Raw genomic sequence first — 21872 nt, 5'->3', positions numbered from 1 at the left:
CGCTTACCGGTGAGTTTAGAGGTAGTCGCCTACAATCAATTTCAAGTTCATGCGTTTGAACTCGTTATCGACTGCTGCGCCATCTTCGGCACGCAATTCGCGTTCAAGCAACTTGGTTGCTGCTTGCTCAAGAGAAGGTGGAACAACAATGTGCGTTGGACGAATTGCCAAGCGTTTATCGCCATCACCACGCACCGCACGCATCGCTTCAATCGCTTTCCAAAGATTTTCCGCAGTCAGCTTGCCTTTCACGGCGTGCGCCATTTGCCACATACCGTAGCCTACGTTTGAGCGAGAATCCACGCCGTAAGTGAACACGTCTTTCATAAAGACTTTTTCGTCAGTGGAATCGGTAATCTGTGCCGGTGTTGGGGCTTTGCGTTCTTGGTAGAGAATCGGTTTTAAACTGCGAGAACAGTCTAAGAGATACCACGCATTAGCTTCTGTTACGCCTGTACTGTCATCGGTAATGTTGCTCACCGATTTCGGGCTAGTGCCGTCCACGTTTGCCCCCACAGGGTGGTCGGTATCGAAGAAGTATTGCCCGTCGTAGCAAGCGGTTTTAAAGCCGGCGGTTAAAGCACCAAAGACCAACTCATCAGGTTTTTCACCTGCTGCACGCCCAAGCTCTTCGATGAGCGGGCTATACACGCCAACGTTGTCGTCTTCAATGTCGGTGCGTTGGATTTCTACACCGCTTGCCCATTTTTTATTGACGATAGAATAGCCGTGGCTTTGAATAGCGGTGAGAGTACGATCACCAATCCATTCGGTTAGCCCAGGCATTTGACCGAGCCAGGCATAAGTGTTGCTTGCAGTGGTTGATTTCACCACGGTGGCGATTTCGGTATATTGGCTTGGAGCTTTCGCCAAGCCGTCTTTAAAGTTTTTGCCAAAACCGACAAACAGGGCTTTGACTAAATCAGGGGTTACGTTTGCCATTATTTCGCCTCCAGTTCTTTTGCGTAATCTTGTTCAGAAATACCCAATAATTTCGCTGCTTCTTTATCGGCAGCACTTAACACGGCAGTGCCTTTTTCTGCTTTTGTCGCGGTAACCTGTGTGGTTTGCTGTGCACTTAACGCCGCAATTTTCGGACGGCTATCTAACATTGCCGACAACGCCGCTAAACCTTGTTGTTTCCCGAAGGCTTTCAAGTAATCTTCTTCCGCCTTCATCGCACGACCGTCATTGCGCGCCTGTGTCACCATCTGTTCGATTTGTGTTTCCGTACTTTGCGCGGATAGCACTGCCACTTGACTTGCCATTGCGTCATAGGTCGCTTTCGGTACATATTGACTTAAATCCACTTGAGTGGCTTTCGCACTCAAAGTTGCCACTTGTTCTTCCGCGTCTTTCTTGCCATTGATTAGGGCATCTAATGCATCTTTGGCTTGTTGCGTTTGTTCATCTGTCGGCTCCGCGCCTTCGGCAATCTCAATACCGAGTTTCGCCAACAACTGTTTCAACAGATCCATTCGTCCGTTCTCCTGTGTGGGTAAATTTGCCGAAAGCACCGCCAACCGCTGCATGCCTGTCACACCAGGATCATTGGTCAACGCCGCCATTCGGATTTCCAGCGGTATGCCTTGTTCATCGTAAGGGAACACCGCACTCAAAAACGCGAACTCCCCATTTTTAATGTGTTCGTAGGCTTTCGGTGTCCAGCGCGGCTTAATAAATAAGCCTTGACGTTGTTCATCATCAAACCAACGCATTTCATCAGCATTAAACCAACCTGCCGCCAACACAGCGCCCGCCTCCTTGCCCTGTTTCGCCTTAAACCAAGACTCATGTTCGTAGTCCACGAGCACGTCTTGTTTTAAATTGCGCACCAAGTCAATTAAGCGGCTCGCAATGGCTTCATCTAAAAACCAATGCGCCACATCGGTAGGCGAACCATCCCGTGAGCGAAACTCGCCTTTAGGTAACAGTTGCTGCCAGCCGTCTGGGGTAGGGGTAAGTTGGGCGGTCAAAACCGCCAATGGGGTCATCTTCGCGTTCATGGCGCTATAATGATGTAAGGAGGGGATTTTGTGGGTTTGTGGTAGATCAGGAATAAAAAAGGCGCATTTCTGAAAAAGAAATACACCTGAGCAAGAAAGGATTTTATAAAATCGTTTAAGGGGCGTTTAAATACGTTTAAGGGCGTTTAAATTTTTTAACTCGATAAACTTTACCATAAATTTTTAAAATGCGTCTATGGCGATTTTATGGCGCTTTTTGCTATGTATCAGAAAATACATCTTTAAAGCGGTCGGCAATAATTTGTTGAATTTCTTTTTGACCGCTCTGACCCAATCCTAAGAAAGGTCGTGCAGGCATAGATTTTGTGCCGCTTTGGTGGTATTGACCATAAGGCTCTGCTGCGCCAATCATTGCGAAACTGTCGCCATAATCTAAGTTTAAACTCGCCACCAAATCCCCGCGCACCTGTAAGATTTTGCCATCATAACCGCGATTTTCTCTCGATTGCTTGGTTTTCGGGTGCAATGCTGCCCATTTCTCGCCTTCCGGTGTGCGCTCTTCATCAAAGGCCTGTTCACTTTCTTGCCATAACACATTGGCAACCTTACGAGTTAAGCCCTCCGATTTCGCCGCTTCTTGCAACTTACGAAATTTATTCTGAATGGCTTTCGCATCGAATTTAAAATCAAGGTGCATAATCTTTTTCCGTTTAAAATTTGACTTTTACACACATCGGGCGTAGATTGAACCAATCTCATAAATGGCGGTGCGTTTGCTAAGGGTAAGCATCAGGCACAAAAGTGCTGAGTATATAGGTTCGATTCCTTTCCGCCGCCATTTATAGACTTCCTTTGATGATGACATAATCGCCTTTTTTCACTTTCCCAACAAAATCACCATAATCTAACTTGTAAGTATTAATTACGGCGTCAAGTTTTTCTTTGGGCTCAAATCTAACCTTTTTGTCGCGTGGTGAAAGCTCCGCAACCACTTTAATGGTTTTAGCTTGATTCACATAAATTAAGTTATTGTGTTTTTTATCCCATACAATCACTAAAGGTTGCGCAATGATTTGAGGCAGCGACGCAAAATCCTCCTCGGATAATGCAACTCCTTTTTCTCTATGTTTAGGGCTATTAGCGTGAGTAAAATTCCGCTCAGTCATCACCAATAATTGCTCGGTTGTTTTATTTCCATTGGATATTTCAGTCACCTTTTCAGCAATATCTGAACCAATTATTCCAACCGTCATATATTTATTGTCGTGCTTATCCTTCGACAACATCGCTTTCACCCAATCCGCAAACGCCTTATGCCGAGCTTCGCTATTGTTAATGGCTTGAATAGTCTGTTGGCGCAAATCACGGTTTTGCACCTGCAACAACTTACGAATCACCGCGCGATCTGTGCCTAACGCCGCTTGCCCCACGTTATAATTCCAACCCGGCTCTGTTTTAATTGTGCCTTGATTGGTTTTAAATACCGTAATTTTGCTATGCGTTTCTTCACCACTTAGCGGATCTGTGCCGGCTAATGCCCATTCTTCTTGCAAGCGCCCGCTACTTTCATCCACCGAAAGCCCTAAATTATTCAGTTGAAAATAACTCAATGCCCGTACACGACAGCGACAGCCCCAGCCATTAGGCGGGTAAAGGGTATCCCAAATCGGATCATCAAAACGATACACTTTGCCGTGTAATGCCATATGGCTTGGGCGCGTGCGGCTATCTTGCACCGCCACATACTGCCAATAGGGTTGTTCGTCGCTGTTGGCAATTTGCTCGGCATAGCGTCCGGCGTGGTAAGCGGTGATTTTATTGGTGCGTAAAATGGTGCGCAAACGGCGCGGACTGCCTAATTGCACCACGGTTTTTCGTCCGAGTTCGTCGGTCACTTCCTGCTTACCCCACCAACCTAAAGCGCGTAATTGAGGTTCAAGCTGTTTAATAAAATCACGCTCAGACATCCCGCTTTGCACCGCGTTTTCCGTGGCTTGGCGCAAGGTTTCCAACACGTCCATTTTAGTCGCTTTCGCTACTGTAAAGGCCTTCGCGTGCGCGGCGTCGAGCTGTTCTTGCCAGTTCCACGTAATCTTGTAGCCTTTCGATTTTAAATAATCCACCGCCATTTTCGGCTCAAGGCGCAACAAATAGCCCATATCCAAATCGCTATTATTTGGCATCGCAACGTCCCAATAAATCACTAATAAAAATAGCTTTCGTCATCATAGACTCCAATTCACTATCGTTTAATTGCGCATATAGGGTTGCTATTTTTTCTTGCGCAAACTCATAACCGCCTTGCTGCAAAGCTTCTACCACCGGTTTCAATAACGGATCCATAATCGCTTCATATTGCTCGGCAGTCGGTTCCATTTCATCGACTAGAGCTTCGTGATCGCGTTTTACCGACAATACCGCCATTCCTGGCTTATTTTGTGCGGATAGTGCGGTAAAATTTGGTTGCGTTTTGCGTTCCAGTACCGCTTCATTTTCGCCCGCCATCGGAATTTGTAACTTATCGTGCGCCCATTGGGTCGGAATACGGAAGCCAATATCAACCAGCTTATTAATGCCGTCAGAAAATTGATTAATATCTTCCGATTCCGACACATCAAATTCCAAACGCGGGATGCGTCTAACATCGCGTAATCCATGCGTATTGAGCACATAGAGCGGATAGATTAAATCGCGTGTTAAAGTCGCTGCAAGGCGTTTTAAATCGCTATTGCGTAACTCAAGACGCACATCATTATGCACATTGCCTAGTGCATTTGTGCTGGTTGCACCGTCCGCTTGACTAGTGAGCGTGCCGCCTAAAATGGCTTTACTCATGGATTTCTCTGCCCACTCAATCATTGCCATAAATTCTGTCGCATTGCCTTCTGCGGCGCGCTCAAAATCAATTTCCATCCCCCGCGGAATAATCCCGCCAGCGTTATGCCCAATGCTCATCACGGCGCGCAGTAACGTATCTTTTTCCGCTTTCGTTGCCCCTTCAGGGTATTTACCCAAGCGCATTGGTAAACCATAAATCTCTAAAAACTCGGCGAAGTCCCGCGCCGAATAGTTTTTATAAATAAACGGCCAAATCAATGTCCGTATTAAGCCGATGCGCGACAAATAACCGGTCTTAGCTTTCGCAATATGCGTAATCCAGCCGAATTGCTGCAATGGCACACCGTCCACCGAACCATCGCGTAGCCGTAGGGTATTACGCTCAAAGGTCGGGGTCATAAACCAAGAGGGATCGCGCCATTGCACAGATTTAATCAGCTTCAAGCCGCCAATTAGTTCCGGCTCCCACAGGATTTCTTGGCAAGAATAGCCTTTTAAAATTGCATCGGTAGCATCAAAAATACAATCGTCCAACCAAGTGGCATCCAGCAACATATCCGTCAACCAATCCGCATCACGCTGTTCTTCCGGTGTCGCATTGCGCGGTGGCACAATCTTCCAATCTACAGTCAACAGCGCACTACGGCGTTTGCCCAGTTCTGATTGCAAATGCGCGTCTTTTTCTTCCATATCTTCCGCGAGTTCCGCCTGTGCGACCAAATCGCCAACCTCGGCGGCGCGTAAAATGCGTGCCGCTTTTGCAGGTGTCAGTCCGCTGGTCGGATGCTCGCTATAGGTACGCGTAAGCCACGCCAAACGGCTGTCATTTTCCGTTTGTAACGCATCGTCAAATACAAACGGCTTGCCGTGGATATCTAAAATTCTGCTTTGCATTATCTAATCCTCAAAAATCCCAGTCGTGCGTAATAAAGTCATCGAATTCGTCGTCCGCTTCCGGGTGTTTGCTCGGTAGGGGCGTAAATTCAATCTCGCCCCCCGTCATAAAACTCGCGCGTACCGCCATACAATACGCCACCGCGCTATCGCCATGGCGTTTGCCAGACTTGCCGTTGCTGCGTGCTTTGTCGATTTTCGGCACGCCATTAATCACCACAATATGTCCTTGGTCTAAAATAATGTCTTCATCGCGAGGGATTTTAATCAGCTCGCTTTCATACAATGCCCTGTATTTCGGCATCCATTCTCGATACCATTTATCATTGAGTTGCACCGTTTCCACCATGCTTGCGCCATATCGTAACAAGGCACTTTCTGCCAAATAGCCCCCGTTACCCGTCGCATCGAATGACGACCCAATAAAACGTGGTAATTTGGGTAACAAAAAAAACATAATTTGTTTTTGTTGGTCGTAAGGACAATTGCGAATTTCCAGCGTGAGTTCAATTTCCCGCGCCGTGCTAGGCTGACATGCACACACCGCAAACACGCTCAAGTCGCCGCTGCGCGCAAAGTCCACGCCAAAACTATGGCGCAAATCTGGATTTAAGGCATTCAAATGAGGCAACACGTCTTTAAGTAGCCATTCCAAGGTCAAGACTTGCCGTTCTTCTTCCGAGTAGGTGATAAACTTGTCGTCACACTCAAATTTTAGGACGACTTTTGTTGAGTCGGCTGCACGATCAACAAGCGGGCGCGGAATATAACCGCCCGAGCTTTTCTTTGGTACACAGTAGTATTCTTCTAGTGCATCATCTTCTGTCGCTGTTTCTCGTAATAACCCAGCTTTCCAGGCGGCTTCTTTCTCTTGGCTCCATTCCTGCTTACTCACCTGACAAATTCGCCGATATAAGCCTTCCGAACAGGCATCATCAAGGGTGATCGTATGAATTGAATAGCTTTTACGCCCCGCACGGCTGTCTTGAATCAACTGATTAAACAGGTTATCCACGCCATTATGGGTGGAAATCAACCGCACTTTTGCTCCCCACATGGTAAGCGCGAGTGCAGCCTTTAATACTTCGGCCAACTTTTCATGGAATGCGGCTTCATCGATACACACAACCCCTTGCATACCGCGCAAGTTTTTCGGATTAGAGGACAGGGCCTTAATTTTGAAACCGGAAGCAAAATAAATCACATAGGTGAGAATATCTTTATCTTCGTCCTTCAATACTTCTTCGCTGATTTCGCCTGCTGCTTGGTTAAACACACCCGCCCACATCGAGCACGCATCAATAAACTCGCGCGCCATTTCTTTGTTAGAGCCGATATAAAAAACGTCAGACCCACCGTCTGACTTTGCTCTACCTGCAATCAACACGTCGTCAGCTGCTTCCGCCCAAGTCAAACCAGTTCGACGCGATTTTTCCGCAATTTTTAAAGGACTATCATCGGCAATCCAGCGTTTCTGATAGCCCAACAGCACTTCGTTTTTATCGAAAGGTATAAAACCAGGCAGATTTTTCACCGAGCTATTTACAGTATCCATTAAGCCACTCCCAGAATTTTCGCCTTTAACACATCGACTGCATCAGCCGATAAACCCGCTTTCACCGCTACTTTTTCTGCTGTTTCTGCCGCCAATTGGGCGACTTCTTTACGGATTTTATGTTCACGCTCATAGCTTAAATTAGCGGCCGATTCCAATCGCTGAACAGTTACTGCCAACATGGCTAATTCTTTTGGTTCTGCAATGCCGTTTTCTGCATATTGGGATGACATTTCAAAGGCCAGGTGTTTCACCAGCTCGATCACTGTTTTCCCAATATCTGTTTGAGGCATTTCACCAAATTGCTTCGTCCATACTTCTGCCACTTCGCGTGCCTGTCGTATTTTTGCCCCCACCTTTTCCATTCGGCTGGCATAACGATTTAATCCGGTTTTACTTAATAGGGCACTTTCAGGCAGTCCACAATCACGAATTAAATCATTGATTTCTTCTAATATTTCCGCCTGTGAAAACTGCTTATCGCGCAACATCATCGCCAGCTGGGTTTTAATGTTCGGGGGCAATAAATCCACTTTACTGGCGCGCCCACGCGTATTTTTCTCTGTCATTTAAACCGCCTTTAAACGTGCTTTAAAGTTTCGGAGAAGGGCGTTTCACACCGTCCACAACGGCTTCGCCATTTGCCACATCAACACCGCGTTGAGTAATAGTCGCAATCATAAAGCCATTGCCTAAACGCTCAATTTTCACCAAGCCTTGTTCTTCCAGCCAATTTAAATGGGTGCGCACCAAATCACGGCTGATTTTATGTCCGTATAACGCCAAACAATCATCTAAAATTGATTCGTTCGCGTCATAACCGGCTTCCACAAGGGATCGCAAAATCACAAGGCGTTGGTCTTTGGTAAAAATATCTTTACTCATTCTTTACTCACTTCCTTTTCAATTAATAAAGCCACTTGATGATTTAAGGTTTTTATATTCGTGCTTAACACATCGCTTTTGCCTTTCATCTCTGTAATCAAAATCCGCAATTCCGACACATCTTGCGACGTAGGTAAATGGCGTAATTCTCCTTTCATTTCAGATAGGCTTTTTTCGTTGTTATCAATGGCCTTGCGCAAGTCCGCTACATCGGCTTTGCGTGCGTACTTGCTGTCCATTGTCAACCAGAAATACGTCCACACAATGCCGCCGACCGCCATTACAATCGACCAATGCTTTTGTAAAAACTCAATGATTTCTAACATCAACGTCCCTTCTCTTTTTCTATTTGGCAGTCTACACAACGCACACAGTCTGGCTGGGCTTTTATACGTGCAGCCGGGATACGTTCTCCACAATCAATACAATATCTGTCCTCTATCTGTTGGACATGGTGTTCTTGCACGACCTGACGTTGTTTTTGCCAGTTTTCCCACATGATTTCTTCTCTTCGCTGGGTCGTATCAACAATGTCATTCATTCTTTTTTGATTCCTTTTCGCATATATCGCGATACGTTGCATTGTGCACCGCAATTTGACGCAATGTTTCCGTGGTATCTTGGCGACTTGCAGTAATAACTGAAAACCCTGAACAGGATGCATTAATCACGGAGATCGCCCGATTGCTGCAGGCGGTTAATGACATCATCACGGCTAGTGCTACGATTGTCTTCTTCATTTTTCTTTCTCACTTCAAAATGTTTCACTTTCGTTTCTGCTACGGCTTTTTCGGCTTGTAAGGCTTCGTTTTTTTTGAGTAAATTGTTAATTTTACGATTTGCCGCTTTTAATTTTGCCGTGACATAAACGCCGATTACCAAAATCGCACCAAGCACACCAAGCACAAAATAATGAGTCATTCATTCCCCCTACGGTTTATTGCATTCGCGAACCCTTTTGTCGCAGCTCCACCGCCACAAAAGAGCGCGAATGTTGTAAATAATTCGCTAACATAGCTACGATCCAACCATACCGCATAAATCAAAATACAAGCCATGAGGATCGCCCCAAAGAACTGGATAAATGCCGTAGTCGAAAGGCGACCATCGGCGTTAGTAATGAGTTGTGAGATCATCAGTAGCTCCATAACAGGTAGAGATATTGTGCGGCAGTAAACCCGCCATTGATTGCACGGTTACGTTTTGCGTTATTGCTTAATCCCCAACCGCGAAAAAATCCTTTCTTGGAGATTGAATAGGATGATGCACTCATTTATTCCCCCTCAAACAAGTGTTCTGTATTGATAATTTGCTCGGAATCAAGCCAAGACCAAACATCAAAACAAGGGCAGTCTTTAATCCACTCACTCGGCGAGATTGTGCCGTCGCCGTTGATGTCTGGGCTTAAATCACGATGTCCACAAATGCGTGCACTAGGGTGCTCGCTCTCTAGTTTTTGCAATAATTTGTGCAAGGCGAGCCATTGTTTTTCGGTATATTCGCCATGGCTTTTACCTGTCTGAGTAATCCCCCCAACAAGACAAATGCCTAGCGAGTGTTGATTGTGCCCTTTCACGTGCGCGCCAATTTCGCCAACCATTCGGCCTGTTTCGACGGTGCCGTCTGTGTCAATCACAAAGTGATAGCCGATATTTTGCAGGTGTGGGTTAAATTTTTTGACTAAAATTGGGTCGCGTTTAAAGCCGCGTTGGGCGTGCCAGTCATTAATACGTTGAGCGGCGGTTTGATTGACTGTTCGGAGTTGCTTGCCGTTACGAGTAGCGGAGCAATGGATCACAATTTTTGTGATAGGCAAGGATAAAGACATAAAAAAACTTCCTTTAAAATAACTTTAAAGGAAGTTTAAAGAATGAGGGTAAAATTTGAATTTGTGGTAGTTCAGCCTATTTAGCTATCAAACAAATCACGCTGATAACGTTTACGCAACAACGCCCGCTGTTCACGCAAAATCGCATAAATATGCGACTCGCTCAATCGATATTTGATCACTAATTCTGGGACATTCTTCCCATCAAACTCCTGATAGATTTTCACATTACGTAACGCATCTTTTAATACCTCACCAGTAGGTAGATATACCGATTTTCCCCCGAAATAATGCGCCATCACGCCAACTAATTTGGCGGCACTGCCTTGCGCTTTATCTGGCTCTTCCCCTTGACGGATAAGTTCGCATTTAAGGACTTCAATGATATCCGAAAGCGTACTTGGCCATTTATGATAAATTTCATTTGCTGGGATATTATCTAAATGGTCGAATAAATCTCCCACCGTGGCATGCTCGGTATCAAATAAGTCCTCTTGTACTTTGAGTTGCGCGTTCATCTAGCCTCCGGATTTGCCTTAAAATGGCTTGATTATACAAATTATGTTTCTGAAATTGGAAAATGTTTCAAGCCCGGCAAATCACACACAAGAACAAATTATTGATTTTAAAAATAAAAACCGCCCTTTCGAGCGGTAAAAAAAGTTCATTTTTGCTGTTTATCTTTCCATTTTCGCCACACGTCATAGCCTGGCAAGTGTTCCACCGGTTGGCCTAACTGATAAAACCGCTCGATATATAAAATGGTGTTTTCAACTTCATCACTGCCTTGAGTGGCGCGTTCTGCGTTGTTTACGGCAGCCGAGCCTGTTCCGGAAAAGAGTGGTCGGTTCGTTTCCATTACTTGCATTAAGTAGCGGTGATTGTTAAGCGGGGCGAGATTTCGGCTTTCTCGGCGTTTTTTCTGCACTGCGTTCACCGTTTCACTCAAACAGTGGGCTAATAATTGAGAAGGCGGGAACAAATCCAACACTTCACGCATTAATTTGACCGCTCTTGAATTGCTTAGCGCTGATTTATCCGGGCGAAATAGTGCAATGTATGAAACTAAAGGGCGCGCCACGCCATATTTTAACTCAGTGAGCAGCCCTAAAATTTCTCGCCCAGCGTCATCTTCTAAAAGTTGGTCTAAATGAATATCGGAGTGGCATACAGGACAACGGCACAATTTCATAGTCCACCTCTTGCTTGCCATTTTTTCAATCGCTCAAGCACTAAACTGGCCATGTCGTCGCGCAAAGCGCCCACGTTAAGCACTTGAATATTCATCCCGCGCTTAGCGTAAATTGGGTTCACTACGCCGCGCACAAACGCATTGAGCGCGTTTTCCGAGCCGTCTCGTACAAGCCCTTGCTTGTGCATATCAATCCAAATGGCGCGGATTTTGTGGGCAATCAAGCTATTCACTTTGGCGTTTTCGGTAGTCGGCGAATGATGGCGTTTCGTGGTCTTTTTAAAGCCTTTATTTTCCATGGCTTCTAAAACTTTAATCAATTGTATTATAGTCATTTGTTTGGTGCTGTTTTTGCCGGTTAACTCATTCAGCAACATCCGATAACTTAGTTCGTCCATGCATAGCTGTTGCTTGGCAATGTGAATCAGCTGAATCGCCTTTTCTTTGGTTAATCGCATTCTTTTTCTCCTGTAAAACACATTATTCAGCCCACTTAAATCCCCCTCTTTTGTAAAGAGGGGTTAGGGGAGATTTGAATGGACTGTAAATGGGTTTTAGTAATCCATACGGTGCGCTGTAGTTTCTGTACATATCTCAACAGAAACCTTAAACAATTCAAGCACTTCAGGATTCTCTTTTTTTCTGATTAAAATACAAACCTCTTCTCCATCATCTAAACCCCATTTTAAGGCGTTTTTACCTACAATAATTTCGGCCGCATTTGATAGAGATAATTCTTCGGAGTGTTTATATTTTACAAAAAGCTCCCGAATTATTACGTGCAGAACACTTTCTCTTGTTGGCTCAGCACCAGGTAAAAACGCGTGATATTGATATTCACAAACCATAATCTATTCCTCCGGTGGTTGTGGAAATGGTTGCCAATGAGTAATTTCCCCACATTCGCCGTCTGCGCTATACCACTTATTACCAAATATTTGCGCGCCGAAAATTTTGTTTTTTTCGCCAGAGGTATATTTGCCATAAACCAAAACAGGCGACGAACGAACTAACAAATCAAAACCTGTAAATGTATCCGGCAACCGCTCCGAACACTTAATCCATCCATTGTTTTCACACATTTTTATCCCCCTTATTTTTCTAGCTGAAGAATTTCGTCAATAACTGGATCCTTCAAAAGAATTTTCTCAATAAAGCCAATCAACATACGACCAGTTTCATTGGGATTTTCGACTTTCGCACTAACTTCCCATTCGTCATTATCTTGGGTGCAAAAATCTAATTTTATTTTGTGTTCGAAACCACTTTTGGCGTTATCGTCCATACCCTCAATCACAATCCAACCAGCTCTCACAATTTCAGGCAACTTAAACATCAAACAAGTCATCGCGTCCTTCACATATAAAGCTGGGGCTTGATGGTATTTTGTGTTTACATTAAAGGTTAAATCGTCATCACCGACTCCCACTTTAAACTCAAACGTTACTGAATATTTTTTTTCTTCCATTTCATTCATCTCCCCAATCTCATTCTTAAACCCGGCAGTAAGTTTTGTACGTTGCCAACATAAACCGCTGCGTGTTGATTTTGCCCGGTACGTAACGCGTGAAGCGCGTGTGTGAGCTGTTTTGCCGCTTGTTTTAATTGCTCATCCAACCGCACTTTTTCTTGCTCAGTCATACTTCTTCCCCTTCAATCACTGAATCAATTTCTACAACTAAACCGGTTAATGGCGGAGCGGTGTTTAAATCACACAACTCAATAGCTTGTTCTAGTGTTTCCGCTTTCATTTTCACTTCAATTACGCCATAAAGGCGCACGATATAATCAGCCATAAATCCTCCTAAAAAGGTTTTCTTAATACTCGTTCACAAAACGTGGCGCGACGTTTGCACCATTCTTTATTTTGGGCATTTGGCGCGTTAAGTTCGGCTATGGCCCATTGTTCTTTAGCGTCTTGCAGATCGCCTCTACGTTCACTGTTTGCAGCTTGTTCACTGTAATATTTAAAGCGATCAAACTTGTTGATGTTTTTGTTCATAAGGTTCTCCTGTGGTAAGTAGGATTCATTCGGTGGTTATCCAAATTCCGATTAATACTGCGATAAAAAACACCCAATCCATCACGCCACCTCTTGCTCAAACGGCGTAATTACAAAGTCTTCCACGCCTGTTTTGATTGTTACGCCTGGCACGCTGGCCGCAGTGCCCGGTTCATTAAGCATGGCTTCTTTATTGATTTCTTCTTTGATGCGGATAAACCGGGCTAACCCCCGCATTTTTAAGATATCTAACACGCTGTCTACGCCGCGAATCCCCACACTTGGCGGACGTTGGCGCCATTGCACTTCGCCTGTATTAAATGAACCTGTTTTAGTTTTGCCGTTTTGCGTGAGTTCATCACGTCGGCTTTCACACCACGCTTGCACCGCATCTTGTTTTGGTGCGAGCTTTTCTTTCACTTCGTTCATGCGTGGCGCGTATTCTTCGGTGATTGCTGCCAGCTTGTCGTTTTGTTCAATCGCTAGGCGTTCTAATTCGCGGTTTAAATCGCCGATTTCTTTAATTGCAACTTCCACTTCATCGCGCGTTTGATAACGCACTGAAAAGGTGTCGGTTTTAATGCGGGTTGCTTTTTTAGCCATTTCTTTTCTCCTGTTGGTTAATGTAAATAACTGCGCCAAATTACCTTGATGCCTTCCACCATCATTTGATATTCCGCCCAATGTGCGCCGTCGTTGCCTTGAATGTAGGCAAAGGCTTGACCAGTTTTCTCAAATTTCTTCGTTAATGCGTTCGGTTCAATGCGCACGCGCGGTTTGATTTTGTCAAACTCAATGCTTAATACATGCAACCCCATTTTGTTTAACTCAAACACGCATTTTTGCGTTTGCGATAAGTAACCTAGGGCGATTTTGTTGCACCCACCAAACACAGGGTGGGGTTTAGTTTGCTCACGCAAGGTGTCGTTTTTTGTAATGCTTGTCATTAGTTCGCTCCTATCATTTGTGCTTGGGCGGTTAAAATGAGGTCTAGTGTGATGACAGTGCCTTGGCCTTTTGCTGTCATGCCGGCTAGGCGTAAATATTGCGTTAAAGCGCGTAAGCCGCCTGCCTTGCCGCCGATGTCGTAAAGCACGGTCATTAAATCTTTGTCGGCTATATCAAGCCCCCAGGCTTGCGCGATAGCTTTAATATCGCCTTTTGTACTGGCTTTAACGCCGCAGTTGTTACCAATTCGTGACCATAAACGGGCATATTCATGCGCCTGATTCACACCGCCCTGGATGCGGGTGTAAACTTTATCGTTACCAATGAGCGCAAAGCCCACTTCGGCTTCTTCTTGGATAATGCGGATCTCTTCTAACGCGTCATAAGGCAGGTGGTCGCTTTCGTCGATAATCACTAAACCTTGTGTGCCTTTGAGTTTTTTAGTAATTAGGCGTGATAGGCGATCTTTACGGCGTGGCGCATCGTTAATGCCTAACTCAAGGGCTAACTCATACAAAATACTGCTTAATGTGGCGCGTGCTGGGCTTGCGGTGATCATCCATACGTTTTGGTTGCTTTTCGCGTACTCTTGGCAGGCTTTGGTTTTGCCTACGCCGCTTGCGCCGTAAACGGTCACCATGGTTGGTAAAATTTTGGCCATATCTAAGGCGCTGAACACTTTCTTGGCGGTCGGAATCTCAATAAAGTGCGGTGCTTCTACAAACACTTTTTCTTTCTTCTCACGCGTAGCGAGCCAGTTGTTTAATGCGTATTCAACTTTTTCTACATTGCCGGCATAAGTGCCTTTTAAATACGCGCTTAATGCCCCTGGATTCACGCCTGATTGCGCAGCAATCTCGCGCTGGGTGTAGGTTTGGTTGTCTAAGAGTTGTTTGATTTGGTTAATTAGTGTCATAATAATTGCCCTGTTTGTTTGGTAGGAGTATCTATGTTTAATCTTTGTCGCTTGCCCATGGATGTTGAATACAAAGAGCTGAACTACTGTGCTGAATATGCTTTTCAGGTTATTTTCGCCAAGTGGGATACCAAGGATTTTGACGCGCTCTTTGCTTCGTTAAAGCACTATCCAAACCTTCAAAAATATCTTGAATTTGAAGAGGAAAATCTTCGTCCTTATCTTCTCGCGCACCTTGCGCTTCCCACCAAAGAGCGCAAGCTGCAAGAAAAGCGCTTTTCTGAGCGGTATCGTCTTGAGTTGTCTTATGCTCATTGGCGGATGGCAACAATTTCTCTAATGATTCAAAATAGGTTGTTAGAGCTACAAATCGTTCGGACTGCATCAGCCAAGAAAACCGTTGAGACTTCGCTGAACTTTCTGTCTGATTTAGATCTCTTTTATACATTTTCACCCGTCTGGATTTCGCAACTTGGCGAAGCTTCCCCGTTTCTAAACGAAGCTGGTGAAGAAATGTGGTATCCTGATGATTAAGATTAGTTTTCATTTTTCATCTCCTATAAATCGGCTTTAAACTTGTTTTAAAGCCCTTTTGCTTTCTTAGCCATGGCTAAGTAATTGTCTAAACCTCGGCGGAAGGTGCTGACTTTTTCATCTTCCAACAACACTTCTTGCTTACGCATCGCATTGCCTTCTTGGTGTACCACTTCCCACACTTGCGGCACGCTTGGGGTATCATCAAATTCCACCTCTGGCATGCATTCCGCTACTTCTTGCACTTCCATTTCCTGCGCAGCTTGTGCTGCTTTCTTGGTATGGCGCACAAATTCGCGTTCTTTACGAGAATGGTCTTGTGCGGATTGCGTATCACCAAAGGCGGCAGGGCGTGTACAACTTGCTTCTGCTAAATACACTCCTTCTTGGCTATACACCCACACTTTGTCGTGTAAGCGGTTCGGGTCGTATCGCACCACCACACGTTTGTGTTTCGTGCCAATCAAGTCATAAGCCTCATACCGGTTGCGTAGGCCTTGTCTTTCACCACCGCATTTCAATTCAAAGGTGCCGTTGGCTTTCAAGGTTACTTCTTCGTGTAATGTGAGCAGATAACGCAACTGCTCCGGTGTTGCCAGGCGTTTTTCCACTAAGGCAAAATCGCGCTCAAAGGCTTGTTCAAAACTCAACTCACCTCGGCAAATTTCCGTTTCACGATTCAGGCGTTCGTTAAACATCTGAATGCCTTCTTCAAGGGCTAAGATAAAACTTTCATAATCCACCCCGGCTTTATTGCCTTGGTAGTTGTCGGGCTTATCCAGCGCGTTATCCCCCGCGTGGTATCCGGCAAGTAGTGGGTGTTTATCCACTAATTCACCTAAGCCACCGTGTGAAAATGCACGCTCAATCGGCTTAGCTTGCCCACGTCCGCGACCGTAGCGCACCGTTGTCCAGTGCAGTTGGATGCCGAGCGCTGGAATAATCCCTTGCACTTCGTCTGGACTCACTTTAAAGCGGTAACGATTTTTCACCCCACCAGTCATTTTCTTGTTCGCTGCGGCTTTGGTATTGTCTATGGTTAAGTGTTTCGGTATGCCGTACTTGCTCACCACATCCAACAACGCAAGACGTATCATGTTGGTGTTTTCCGATTCATCACAGCGATAGGCTAAGATTTTGCGCGTACGCACATCCTGCCAAAGCCAGGTTTTCGGACGGATAATGTGACCGTTGTGCCATTCCACCCACACGTTGTGTTTGTAACCGTCGCCGTTCACCCATTCCATCGCATCCACATCCGCAATGGTTCGGATAAGTGACGGGAAGTAACGGCTCACCGCATATTCCCCTTCGCGCAAATACACTTGGTGGGTTTTCGGAATCTCGCGCTCAATCTTGCGTTTAATGCTTGAAAGGCTCGGAATCACCCAACCGTTCACCTGTGCCGCGCGTTTTAAGCGTTCATAGCAAGAGCCCAACTGCGGGCGCTCATTACGGAAATAGTCCGCTTTGAAAAATGCCCAGGCTTCCTCGCTAAATTCCGCCTCACGGCTTTTGCCGTTTTTGCCACGCTCACTCATTAAAAGCGGCAACCAAAGACTGCGATCTTCATCTTTAATGGCATACCACCACCGTTTAAGCGAGCCAACTGAGACCGGCTTTTCGCCTTTTGCCTCGCATTCGCGGTTATATTTGCCACACACCAATTCCAATGCGGTCATAATGTTCATGCCGGTATTCGTTAATTCCGCTACCGCGAACATCGTACCCAGTTTCCACTTTGCCTCGTTTTGCGCTTTTGTCGTGCCTTGCTCATAAGCAGCCCACAACATCTGAGCTTCAGCCGAAGGTTCTACTGGTTTAGCAGGCTCGGCGAGGACGGGGAGGGAATTGACTGTTCTTTTACCTTCAATAACAACAAGTTCTGCCTGAATGTTTTCAGGTAGATAATTCACATCATATTCAAAGGCTTTTGTTCCTTGTCTTTTGCGTCGCGCTTGAGGATATTGAAGAAATAATTTGTCTAAAAATTTTCTACAACCACGCTCAGTGTTAGGGGTACTTTGACATTCAACGACTTCTGCAACTGTTACCCATGTTTTCATATCCCCTCCAACTACCGATTGGCATAACGCGAAGGCCAAATAATTTCAGGTGTAACGCCTAATGCTTCCGCGATAATTCGCTCACCTTTTGGATAACGACGATCTAAAGCATTATTTAATGTCCTAGAATTGAGCCCTGATTGGCGAGATAACGCTGCAAGGGTTGTTCCTTTTTTCTTTAAGGCATAGATGATATCTACCCTTTCCCAATCATTAATCATTGCTTTTGTTCCTTTTTCTGATAATCTAAAAGGTTATTACATTGAATAATACTGCCGTGTTATTCAATGTAATAATATTATTGATCTAAAAAAGGAACAGCGCAAGTATTTTTTGTTCCTTTTTATAAATTAAATCTCAAAAGGTAAAAATCAATGGAAACCCTTTCAAATCCTAAAAAGGAACAAGATAAATCGGAAAAGGTACAAGTTCCTTTTCAAACATTAGGAAAAGGATCTTCTTTTAGCGAAAGATTAAAAGAATTGATCGGAAATAAGAGCGGAAGAGCATTTGCTAAAGAAGCAGGAATTTCATATAGCACTTTGCATAACTATTTAACAAACACTAGCTTGCCAACACTGGACAACCTAATTGCATTAGCAACCTATGCCAATGTAAGCGTGCAGTGGCTAGCAACAGGAGAAAGCTCAGAGGAGCAGGATGGCTTAAATTTATCTGCAAGCAATGATGAAACCTTTGCAGAGATTGAAGATTGCCGAGAAGTGCGCATTTCAGCCGGTGGCGGTGGTTTTAATGATGAATATAAACCTTATCAAACCACCAAGGTAGAAAAGGCTTGGCTTGATTCACGCCGCTTAAAAGCGGAAGATTGCGCCATGTTCTTAGTAAGTGGCGACAGCATGCAGCCCACCTTAAAAGATGGTGAAGAGATTATTGTAGATCGTTCTAAAACGGATTTAAAAGACGGCAAAATCTTTGTGTTAAACAATGAAGGCGCAATGCTAGTGAAGAAAGTGCAAATCACCTACAACGGCATCACACTAATCAGTCAAAATACCGAATACGCACCAATAGAACTCAACACAGAACAAGCCAACAACTTGATTGTGATTGGGCAGGTAGTGCGTGGCTATCGGGATTTTTAAACGCCATTTAAACAAAATTTAAAGCCACTTTTAAATTTCTCATTTCAAGTGGCTATTTTGACATTTCAAACAAAACCCAAAATTTTTTCCCATTTCATTATTCTTCTTTTTCCTCCCCTAATAAAAAAGGGCTCTACATCACGTAAAGCCCCGTTTCATAAGGTTTTGAACCACTTATTCCCGCTTATTACAACCAAATCCCTACTTCTTTGTTTATTTCTCATATTAAGTGGTTGGATACACTTGGCGTAACAGAAAAGGTTTCTGCCACATCATTGCTTGTTACGCCGTTTAATTCGGCAACACGGGCCACATAAGCATTAAATTTCTGTTTAGTTTCGTTGCGCATGGTTGTTCCTTTAGCAATCGGTTAAAAATTCGGATTTACCTTCACCGGCAATGATTGGACGTTTGCCGAAGTCAGCAGAAGGTGTTTTTTCAAGCGTGGTGAATTTGGCTTGAATGCTTTCATTGGTGGCTTTCATTTCTGCTAATTCGGCTTGTTGTTTTGCTAAATCGGCGGAAAGTGCGGTCAATTTTTCCAATGTTTTTTGGGTTTGTTCCGCTAAAAGCTCAATAGATTTTTGATGGTCGGCAAAGCGTTCATCGTCGGTTTTTTCTTTGTCGGCAAATAATGCGCGGATTTTGGCAAAGACAGATAAACCTTTTTCTTTCACTTCTTCAAACTCTAATTCGGTTTCAACTGCGGCTGTGAAAAGGTTTTCAGCTTTTTCTTTGCGGTTGTTGAGTGGATTTGCACTTGCGCCGGCAGAAAATGCTAACATTTCCGTGCCAAGACTTGCCGGATTGTCCGTTACCGCTAAACCCACTAAGTAGGCTTCACCGGTGTCGGCAAAATTCGGGTCGCACTCAATAGAGGTGTAGATTTTTTGGCGGTCTTTATTGAGTTTGATTAAATCGTCCGTTGGGTCGATTTGAGCCAGTAACTGCAATTTACCTTCAGCATTTTCTTCCGTTTTTAAACCAATTACATCGCCATAGCATTTTGAGTGCGGATCATCATTCCACATATAACGCCATTTAATGTGTTCAAGATTAATGCGTGCACCATATTTTTTCGGGTCGTAATTTGCCGCCATTTGCTCAATCCAAGTGCGATTGATTGTGCGACCGTCTGTTGTTGCTCCTTCTGTTGCAACCACAAACCATTTTGATTGTTTTGCCATTGGCTATTCCTTTCAGTGAGTGGGTTCAATGATTGCCATTATTCTGAAAGGCTTTTTTTAGCCGGTCTATTGCTTGCGGTTGTTGCTTTAGTTCTCACAAAGCAGGGCGAAAGACGACCGCACTTAGCCTTTCTATTATGCGTTGGTAAATAGAAAGGATAGTGAATGGAAGAACAAATAATTGAACAGACTTTGCCTGATGTGTCAGCAGACAGTAAGCGACAGGCGCAGGTAATGTATTTTAGCGGCTATAAAATCGCGGAAATTTCACGCCAGTTAAATATTCCTGCATCAACGATTGCCAGTTGGAAAGACAGAGAAAAGTGGGACGATATTGCACCTGTCGGTCGGGTTGAATTGGCATTAGAGACAAGATTGAATTTGCTGATTGTAAAAGAAGAAAAGAGCGGTTCAGATTACAAAGAAATTGATTTACTTAGCCGCCAAATGGAACGTATGGCGAGGGTGAAAAAATATTCTTTTGGTGATGGCAATGAAACGGACCTGAATCCGAAATTGAAAAACCGCAATACCGGTGAGCGCAGAAAACCTGAACAAAACGCCATTAGTCAGGAACAAGAAGAATTGTTGATTAATGGTTTTTTAGGCGGGATGTTTCAATATCAACGTATTTGGCATGATGCTAAGCAACATCGCATTCGCAATATTCTTAAAAGTCGTCAAATTGGGGCGACTTATTATTTTGGGCATGAAGCCTTCGTGGATGCGTTGACAACGGGCCACAACCAAATCTTTATTTCTGCCAGTAAGAAACAAGCCTTACAGTTCCGATCATATATTGTGAGCTATGCCAAACAAACAGCCGATGTAGATTTGAAAGGCGAGACCATCAAACTGCCCAATGGCGCAGAATTGATTTTCCTTGGTACCAACTCGGCAACTGCACAATCCTACCACGGCAATTTGTATTTTGATGAAGTGTTTTGGGTACCGAAATTCGATGTAATGCGGAAAGTCGCCAGTGGTATGGCGGCCCAAAAGATGTATCGGCAAACCTACTTTTCTACACCTACGACAATCGCCCATCCTGCCTATGCGTTCTTTTCCGGAAAAGCGTTCAATCGTGGACGGGCGAAATCGGAAAAAGTAGAAATTGATATTTCACACGAAAATTTGCGTATGGGGAAACTTTGCGGCGACCGTCAGTGGAAACAGATTGTGACGATTTATGACGCACTGGAAGGCGGGTGCAATTTGTTCGACATTGAAGATTTGTTAGCCGAAAACAGCAAAGAAGAATTTGAACAACTTTTTCTCTGCCAGTTTGCTGATGATAACAGTTCCGCCTTTAAATTTGCCGACTTGCAACTTTGCCAAGTGGACAGCTTAGAAGAATGGCACGACTTTAAGCCATTTTATCAACGACCTTTTGGCAATCGAGAAATTTGGTTGGGTTATGACCCAGCTTTTACCGGCGACCGTGCAGCCCTTGCTATTGTTGCCCCACCACGAGTTGAAGGCGGGGATTATCGTGTGTTGCATAAACAAACTTTTCACGGCATGGATTATGAAACGCAGGCAAGCCGAATCAAACAGTTTTGTGACGATTACAATGTGTCGCGCATTGTGATTGATAAAACAGGGATGGGTTCTGGGGTGTTCCAAGAAGTTAAGAAGTTTTATCCGACTGTTCAGGGTTTGGACTATAACGCCGATCTGAAAAATGAGATGGTTCTCAAAACTCAAAACCTAATTCAAAAACGTCGCTTGAAATTCGACAGTGGCGACAATGATATTGTGACCAGTTTCATGACTGTGAAAAAACGCATTACGGGAACCGGGAAAATTACTTATGTTTCTGACCGTTCGGAAGATGCCTCACATGGCGATTTGTCGTGGGCTATCATGAACTGCATTCTTAACGTTCCTTACGGCTTGGGCGGTGATGTTGCAACACAAAGCCAATCGACCATTTTTACCTTTGAATAGGATG

At 44.6% G+C, this 21872-nt stretch carries 33 protein-coding genes; 3 read left to right on the top strand and 30 right to left on the bottom strand.

Annotation, left to right across the window (positions count from 1 at the left end; translation table 11 throughout):
- Window positions 1–15: 15 nt before the first annotated feature.
- The 26 genes from CKV74_RS02625 to CKV74_RS02515 form a co-directional block, all read right to left on the bottom strand.
- A complete protein-coding gene (locus tag CKV74_RS02625) occupies window positions 16–942 on the bottom strand; it encodes a Mu-like prophage major head subunit gpT family protein (protein ID WP_095176700.1) in 927 nt (308 codons plus the stop codon).
- Window positions 942–2006, bottom strand: a complete 1065-nt coding sequence (locus CKV74_RS02620) for a phage protease (protein ID WP_039847848.1) — start codon at window positions 2004–2006, stop codon at window positions 942–944. The genes CKV74_RS02625 and CKV74_RS02620 overlap by 1 nt, the downstream gene beginning before the upstream one ends.
- Before the next feature lie 220 nt (window positions 2007–2226).
- Complete coding sequence (locus CKV74_RS02615) at window positions 2227–2664, bottom strand: phage virion morphogenesis protein (protein ID WP_007242619.1); 438 nt, start codon at window positions 2662–2664, stop codon at window positions 2227–2229.
- 142 nt (window positions 2665–2806) lie between these two features.
- Entirely contained in the window at window positions 2807–4150 is a 1344-nt protein-coding gene (locus CKV74_RS02610; RefSeq protein WP_007242739.1) for a phage head morphogenesis protein, read from the bottom strand.
- The gene (locus tag CKV74_RS02605; RefSeq protein WP_007242726.1) at window positions 4140–5699 is read right to left on the bottom strand and encodes a DUF935 domain-containing protein; all 1560 of its coding nucleotides are present in this window, start codon (window positions 5697–5699) and stop codon (window positions 4140–4142) included. Before CKV74_RS02605 ends, CKV74_RS02610 begins: the two co-directional genes overlap by 11 nt.
- A gap of 10 nt (window positions 5700–5709) precedes the next feature.
- A complete protein-coding gene (locus tag CKV74_RS02600; protein ID WP_164703780.1) occupies window positions 5710–7254 on the bottom strand; it encodes a terminase large subunit domain-containing protein in 1545 nt (514 codons plus the stop codon).
- Entirely contained in the window at window positions 7254–7823 is a 570-nt protein-coding gene (locus CKV74_RS02595; RefSeq protein WP_007242710.1) for a DUF3486 family protein, read from the bottom strand. Before CKV74_RS02595 ends, CKV74_RS02600 begins: the two co-directional genes overlap by 1 nt.
- A gap of 22 nt (window positions 7824–7845) precedes the next feature.
- A complete protein-coding gene (locus CKV74_RS02590) occupies window positions 7846–8139 on the bottom strand; it encodes a VpaChn25_0724 family phage protein (protein ID WP_007242676.1) in 294 nt (97 codons plus the stop codon).
- Window positions 8136–8465, bottom strand: coding sequence for a DUF2730 family protein (locus CKV74_RS02585; protein WP_007242775.1), 330 nt, complete (start codon window positions 8463–8465; stop codon window positions 8136–8138). The genes CKV74_RS02590 and CKV74_RS02585 overlap by 4 nt, the downstream gene beginning before the upstream one ends.
- The gene (locus CKV74_RS02580) at window positions 8465–8722 is read right to left on the bottom strand and encodes a TraR/DksA C4-type zinc finger protein (RefSeq protein ID WP_231897301.1); all 258 of its coding nucleotides are present in this window, start codon (window positions 8720–8722) and stop codon (window positions 8465–8467) included. The genes CKV74_RS02585 and CKV74_RS02580 overlap by 1 nt, the downstream gene beginning before the upstream one ends.
- 80 nt (window positions 8723–8802) lie before the next feature.
- Window positions 8803–9060 (bottom strand): DUF2681 domain-containing protein, encoded by a 258-nt coding sequence (locus tag CKV74_RS02575; RefSeq protein WP_095176699.1) that lies wholly within the window; start codon window positions 9058–9060, stop codon window positions 8803–8805.
- Entirely contained in the window at window positions 9057–9275 is a 219-nt protein-coding gene (locus CKV74_RS02570) for a DUF2644 domain-containing protein (RefSeq protein WP_007242733.1), read from the bottom strand. The genes CKV74_RS02575 and CKV74_RS02570 overlap by 4 nt, the downstream gene beginning before the upstream one ends.
- Window positions 9275–9412 carry a hypothetical protein gene (locus CKV74_RS10470; RefSeq protein ID WP_007242698.1) on the bottom strand — a complete coding sequence of 46 codons (138 nt, stop codon included), beginning with the start codon at window positions 9410–9412 and terminating at the stop codon, window positions 9275–9277. The genes CKV74_RS02570 and CKV74_RS10470 overlap by 1 nt, the downstream gene beginning before the upstream one ends.
- Entirely contained in the window at window positions 9413–9967 is a 555-nt protein-coding gene (locus tag CKV74_RS02565; protein WP_007242804.1) for an N-acetylmuramoyl-L-alanine amidase, read from the bottom strand.
- A gap of 80 nt (window positions 9968–10047) precedes the next feature.
- Window positions 10048–10485, bottom strand: a complete 438-nt coding sequence (locus CKV74_RS02560) for a Mor transcription activator family protein (RefSeq protein WP_007242749.1) — start codon at window positions 10483–10485, stop codon at window positions 10048–10050.
- Between the two features lie 146 nt (window positions 10486–10631).
- Window positions 10632–11159 (bottom strand): HI_1489 N-terminal domain-containing protein, encoded by a 528-nt coding sequence (locus CKV74_RS02555; RefSeq protein ID WP_007242744.1) that lies wholly within the window; start codon window positions 11157–11159, stop codon window positions 10632–10634.
- The gene (locus CKV74_RS02550) at window positions 11156–11617 is read right to left on the bottom strand and encodes a gp16 family protein (protein WP_007242643.1); all 462 of its coding nucleotides are present in this window, start codon (window positions 11615–11617) and stop codon (window positions 11156–11158) included. The genes CKV74_RS02555 and CKV74_RS02550 overlap by 4 nt, the downstream gene beginning before the upstream one ends.
- A gap of 96 nt (window positions 11618–11713) precedes the next feature.
- Complete coding sequence (locus tag CKV74_RS02545; protein ID WP_039847847.1) at window positions 11714–12007, bottom strand: hypothetical protein; 294 nt, start codon at window positions 12005–12007, stop codon at window positions 11714–11716.
- A gap of 3 nt (window positions 12008–12010) precedes the next feature.
- Complete coding sequence (locus CKV74_RS02540; RefSeq protein WP_095176698.1) at window positions 12011–12241, bottom strand: DUF551 domain-containing protein; 231 nt, start codon at window positions 12239–12241, stop codon at window positions 12011–12013.
- A gap of 11 nt (window positions 12242–12252) precedes the next feature.
- On the bottom strand, window positions 12253–12627 hold the full coding sequence (locus CKV74_RS02535; RefSeq protein ID WP_095177130.1) for a hypothetical protein: 375 nt from the start codon (window positions 12625–12627) through the stop codon (window positions 12253–12255).
- A 5-nt stretch (window positions 12628–12632) separates the two neighbouring features.
- Window positions 12633–12800 (bottom strand): hypothetical protein, encoded by a 168-nt coding sequence (locus CKV74_RS10465; protein ID WP_007242727.1) that lies wholly within the window; start codon window positions 12798–12800, stop codon window positions 12633–12635.
- Entirely contained in the window at window positions 12797–12955 is a 159-nt protein-coding gene (locus CKV74_RS10460; RefSeq protein WP_005688593.1) for a hypothetical protein, read from the bottom strand. Before CKV74_RS10460 ends, CKV74_RS10465 begins: the two co-directional genes overlap by 4 nt.
- Before the next feature lie 8 nt (window positions 12956–12963).
- Entirely contained in the window at window positions 12964–13161 is a 198-nt protein-coding gene (locus tag CKV74_RS02530; RefSeq protein ID WP_007242709.1) for an ANR family transcriptional regulator, read from the bottom strand.
- Between the two features lie 81 nt (window positions 13162–13242).
- A complete protein-coding gene (locus CKV74_RS02525; protein WP_007242797.1) occupies window positions 13243–13764 on the bottom strand; it encodes a host-nuclease inhibitor Gam family protein in 522 nt (173 codons plus the stop codon).
- A 17-nt stretch (window positions 13765–13781) separates the two neighbouring features.
- A complete protein-coding gene (locus CKV74_RS02520) occupies window positions 13782–14108 on the bottom strand; it encodes an HI_1482 family protein (protein ID WP_007242732.1) in 327 nt (108 codons plus the stop codon).
- The gene (locus CKV74_RS02515) at window positions 14108–15025 is read right to left on the bottom strand and encodes an AAA family ATPase (protein ID WP_007242803.1); all 918 of its coding nucleotides are present in this window, start codon (window positions 15023–15025) and stop codon (window positions 14108–14110) included. The genes CKV74_RS02520 and CKV74_RS02515 overlap by 1 nt, the downstream gene beginning before the upstream one ends.
- 33 nt (window positions 15026–15058) lie before the next feature.
- Between CKV74_RS02515 and CKV74_RS02510 the strand changes: the two genes are divergently transcribed.
- The gene (locus CKV74_RS02510; protein WP_039847846.1) at window positions 15059–15559 is read left to right on the top strand and encodes a hypothetical protein; all 501 of its coding nucleotides are present in this window, start codon (window positions 15059–15061) and stop codon (window positions 15557–15559) included.
- A gap of 47 nt (window positions 15560–15606) precedes the next feature.
- Here the strand turns inward: CKV74_RS02510 and CKV74_RS02505 are convergent, their stop codons facing one another.
- On the bottom strand, window positions 15607–17625 hold the full coding sequence (locus tag CKV74_RS02505) for a transposase domain-containing protein (RefSeq protein WP_039847845.1): 2019 nt from the start codon (window positions 17623–17625) through the stop codon (window positions 15607–15609).
- 11 nt (window positions 17626–17636) lie between these two features.
- Complete coding sequence (locus CKV74_RS02500; protein WP_007242665.1) at window positions 17637–17846, bottom strand: helix-turn-helix domain-containing protein; 210 nt, start codon at window positions 17844–17846, stop codon at window positions 17637–17639.
- Window positions 17847–17999: 153 nt separating this feature from the next.
- Between CKV74_RS02500 and CKV74_RS02495 the strand changes: the two genes are divergently transcribed.
- Window positions 18000–18731 (top strand): XRE family transcriptional regulator, encoded by a 732-nt coding sequence (locus CKV74_RS02495; protein ID WP_007242766.1) that lies wholly within the window; start codon window positions 18000–18002, stop codon window positions 18729–18731.
- A gap of 220 nt (window positions 18732–18951) precedes the next feature.
- Here the strand turns inward: CKV74_RS02495 and CKV74_RS10355 are convergent, their stop codons facing one another.
- Both CKV74_RS10355 and CKV74_RS02490 read right to left on the bottom strand, forming a co-directional pair.
- A complete protein-coding gene (locus tag CKV74_RS10355; RefSeq protein WP_007242708.1) occupies window positions 18952–19080 on the bottom strand; it encodes a P2 family phage major capsid protein in 129 nt (42 codons plus the stop codon).
- A gap of 10 nt (window positions 19081–19090) precedes the next feature.
- Window positions 19091–19918: a GPO family capsid scaffolding protein gene (locus tag CKV74_RS02490; protein WP_007242765.1), complete on the bottom strand. Its 828-nt coding sequence runs from the start codon at window positions 19916–19918 to the stop codon at window positions 19091–19093.
- 165 nt (window positions 19919–20083) lie between these two features.
- Here CKV74_RS02490 and CKV74_RS02485 point away from each other — a divergent pair, with 165 nt between their 5' ends.
- A complete protein-coding gene (locus CKV74_RS02485) occupies window positions 20084–21868 on the top strand; it encodes a terminase large subunit domain-containing protein (RefSeq protein ID WP_007242743.1) in 1785 nt (594 codons plus the stop codon).
- Window positions 21869–21872: the final 4 nt, after the last annotated feature.

Source organism: Haemophilus pittmaniae (genome assembly GCF_900186995.1).
Lineage (GTDB): Bacteria > Pseudomonadota > Gammaproteobacteria > Enterobacterales > Pasteurellaceae > Haemophilus_D > Haemophilus_D pittmaniae.
The sequence above is the reverse complement of the archived record's forward strand: the minus strand, read 5'-3'. Positions and strand labels throughout refer to the sequence as shown.

Coding starts and splice junctions, on each gene's coding strand:
- CKV74_RS02560 (WP_007242749.1), bottom strand. CDS start 10,485: ATGAACGCGCAACTCAAAGTACAAGAGGACTTATTTGATACCGAGCAT.
- CKV74_RS02520 (WP_007242732.1), bottom strand. CDS start 14,108: ATGACAAGCATTACAAAAAACGACACCTTGCGTGAGCAAACTAAACCC.
- CKV74_RS02555 (WP_007242744.1), bottom strand. CDS start 11,159: ATGAAATTGTGCCGTTGTCCTGTATGCCACTCCGATATTCATTTAGAC.
- CKV74_RS02525 (WP_007242797.1), bottom strand. CDS start 13,764: ATGGCTAAAAAAGCAACCCGCATTAAAACCGACACCTTTTCAGTGCGT.
- CKV74_RS02605 (WP_007242726.1), bottom strand. CDS start 5,699: ATGCAAAGCAGAATTTTAGATATCCACGGCAAGCCGTTTGTATTTGAC.
- CKV74_RS02570 (WP_007242733.1), bottom strand. CDS start 9,275: ATGATCTCACAACTCATTACTAACGCCGATGGTCGCCTTTCGACTACG.
- CKV74_RS02600 (WP_164703780.1), bottom strand. CDS start 7,254: ATGGATACTGTAAATAGCTCGGTGAAAAATCTGCCTGGTTTTATACCT.
- CKV74_RS02615 (WP_007242619.1), bottom strand. CDS start 2,664: ATGCACCTTGATTTTAAATTCGATGCGAAAGCCATTCAGAATAAATTT.
- CKV74_RS02585 (WP_007242775.1), bottom strand. CDS start 8,465: ATGTTAGAAATCATTGAGTTTTTACAAAAGCATTGGTCGATTGTAATG.
- CKV74_RS02485 (WP_007242743.1), top strand. CDS start 20,084: ATGGAAGAACAAATAATTGAACAGACTTTGCCTGATGTGTCAGCAGAC.
- CKV74_RS02580 (WP_231897301.1), bottom strand. CDS start 8,722: ATGCAACGTATCGCGATATATGCGAAAAGGAATCAAAAAAGAATGAAT.
- CKV74_RS10355 (WP_007242708.1), bottom strand. CDS start 19,080: ATGCGCAACGAAACTAAACAGAAATTTAATGCTTATGTGGCCCGTGTT.
- CKV74_RS02550 (WP_007242643.1), bottom strand. CDS start 11,617: ATGCGATTAACCAAAGAAAAGGCGATTCAGCTGATTCACATTGCCAAG.
- CKV74_RS02500 (WP_007242665.1), bottom strand. CDS start 17,846: ATGATTAATGATTGGGAAAGGGTAGATATCATCTATGCCTTAAAGAAA.
- CKV74_RS10465 (WP_007242727.1), bottom strand. CDS start 12,800: ATGACTGAGCAAGAAAAAGTGCGGTTGGATGAGCAATTAAAACAAGCG.
- CKV74_RS02575 (WP_095176699.1), bottom strand. CDS start 9,060: ATGACTCATTATTTTGTGCTTGGTGTGCTTGGTGCGATTTTGGTAATC.
- CKV74_RS02540 (WP_095176698.1), bottom strand. CDS start 12,241: ATGTGTGAAAACAATGGATGGATTAAGTGTTCGGAGCGGTTGCCGGAT.
- CKV74_RS02510 (WP_039847846.1), top strand. CDS start 15,059: ATGTTTAATCTTTGTCGCTTGCCCATGGATGTTGAATACAAAGAGCTG.
- CKV74_RS02590 (WP_007242676.1), bottom strand. CDS start 8,139: ATGAGTAAAGATATTTTTACCAAAGACCAACGCCTTGTGATTTTGCGA.
- CKV74_RS02610 (WP_007242739.1), bottom strand. CDS start 4,150: ATGCCAAATAATAGCGATTTGGATATGGGCTATTTGTTGCGCCTTGAG.
- CKV74_RS02515 (WP_007242803.1), bottom strand. CDS start 15,025: ATGACACTAATTAACCAAATCAAACAACTCTTAGACAACCAAACCTAC.
- CKV74_RS02545 (WP_039847847.1), bottom strand. CDS start 12,007: ATGGTTTGTGAATATCAATATCACGCGTTTTTACCTGGTGCTGAGCCA.
- CKV74_RS02490 (WP_007242765.1), bottom strand. CDS start 19,918: ATGGCAAAACAATCAAAATGGTTTGTGGTTGCAACAGAAGGAGCAACA.
- CKV74_RS02505 (WP_039847845.1), bottom strand. CDS start 17,625: ATGAAAACATGGGTAACAGTTGCAGAAGTCGTTGAATGTCAAAGTACC.
- CKV74_RS02620 (WP_039847848.1), bottom strand. CDS start 2,006: ATGAACGCGAAGATGACCCCATTGGCGGTTTTGACCGCCCAACTTACC.
- CKV74_RS02535 (WP_095177130.1), bottom strand. CDS start 12,627: ATGGAAGAAAAAAAATATTCAGTAACGTTTGAGTTTAAAGTGGGAGTC.
- CKV74_RS02495 (WP_007242766.1), top strand. CDS start 18,000: ATGGAAACCCTTTCAAATCCTAAAAAGGAACAAGATAAATCGGAAAAG.
- CKV74_RS02625 (WP_095176700.1), bottom strand. CDS start 942: ATGGCAAACGTAACCCCTGATTTAGTCAAAGCCCTGTTTGTCGGTTTT.
- CKV74_RS02530 (WP_007242709.1), bottom strand. CDS start 13,161: ATGAACAAAAACATCAACAAGTTTGATCGCTTTAAATATTACAGTGAA.
- CKV74_RS02595 (WP_007242710.1), bottom strand. CDS start 7,823: ATGACAGAGAAAAATACGCGTGGGCGCGCCAGTAAAGTGGATTTATTG.
- CKV74_RS10460 (WP_005688593.1), bottom strand. CDS start 12,955: ATGGCTGATTATATCGTGCGCCTTTATGGCGTAATTGAAGTGAAAATG.
- CKV74_RS02565 (WP_007242804.1), bottom strand. CDS start 9,967: ATGTCTTTATCCTTGCCTATCACAAAAATTGTGATCCATTGCTCCGCT.
- CKV74_RS10470 (WP_007242698.1), bottom strand. CDS start 9,412: ATGAGTGCATCATCCTATTCAATCTCCAAGAAAGGATTTTTTCGCGGT.